Source organism: Moorena sp. SIO3I8 (assembly GCF_010692325.1).
Lineage (GTDB): Bacteria > Cyanobacteriota > Cyanobacteriia > Cyanobacteriales > Coleofasciculaceae > Moorena.
Genome location: NZ_JAAHHW010000509.1, coordinates 1 through 1,004, shown reverse-complemented (window position 1 = coordinate 1,004; position 1,004 = coordinate 1). Strand labels below are relative to the sequence as shown.

Sequence of the window (1,004 nt, the reverse complement as noted above, 5' to 3'; positions counted from 1 at the left end):
CTAGCTGGATATGAAGTTAGAGAGTACTTACTAGAAAAATGGGGAAGGGAATGCACTTACTGCGGTAAACAATCCGTACCATTGCAAATCGAACACATTCAACCAAAGTCTAAAGGCGGAAGTGATCGGGTCAGTAATCTTTGCCTAGCCTGCGAGAAATGTAATCAACGGAAAGGAAATAAACCCATAGAGGAATTCCTTAAGAAGAAACCAAGTCTACTTCAAAAAATTAAAACCAAAGCCAAGCAACCATTACCGGATGCGGCAGCGGTGAATGCAACTCGCAACAAGTTAGTAAAAGTACTTCGAGGAATCAAACCTGTGGTTACCGGGACAGGATCACAAACTAAGTACAACCGGACTAAATTAAGGTTTCCTAAGCAGCACTGGATTGATGCCGCTTGTGTCGGTGATATTGAAACCTTGATCTTGAGAACTACTCAGCCGCTGTTGGTCATTTGCAAGGGACAGGGAGGCAGACAAAAAGCAGCACTCAATAAATACGGTTACCCCATCAGACATAATCCATTAAAGCCGATCAAGGGTTGGGTAACTGGAGATATAGCCAAGCATCAAAAACTAGGAATAGGCAAAGTCACCCCTAGAAGCAAAGGAAGCTTTGGATTTACCCCGTTAGGAACCAAGGGCTACAAAAGTTGCAAGCCTCAAGATATATCGGCGATACATCGAAAAGATGGATACATTTACAGCTTTTGCTAGTACCTGCCAGAATTTGCTGGGAAATAGTTGTCCTAGACGTCGCTGAGAAGGGTAAAGGTTATCAAGGTTTATTTCAAATTCCTTTAACCTTTAACCTTTAACCTTTACCCTTTGCTAACCTATTTTATAAATTATCAATCAAGAAAACAGGATATTAAAGCACAAAATCTGCCTCTGTAATATCACCAAAATCTACACCACTCAAGACAGCTAATGGTTGATTATTGATGGTGGTGATTATGGTATCGTCATTTTGTTCAAAAATTGAAATCTGACCAAAAGTC

General features: G+C 40.6%; 1 protein-coding gene. It reads left to right on the top strand.

The features are described from left to right. On the top strand, positions 1-720 hold a 720-nt coding region (gene iscB, locus F6K51_RS38250), incomplete at its 5' end, for an RNA-guided endonuclease IscB (protein WP_293031636.1). Between the last annotated feature and the right edge of the window lie 284 nt (positions 721-1,004).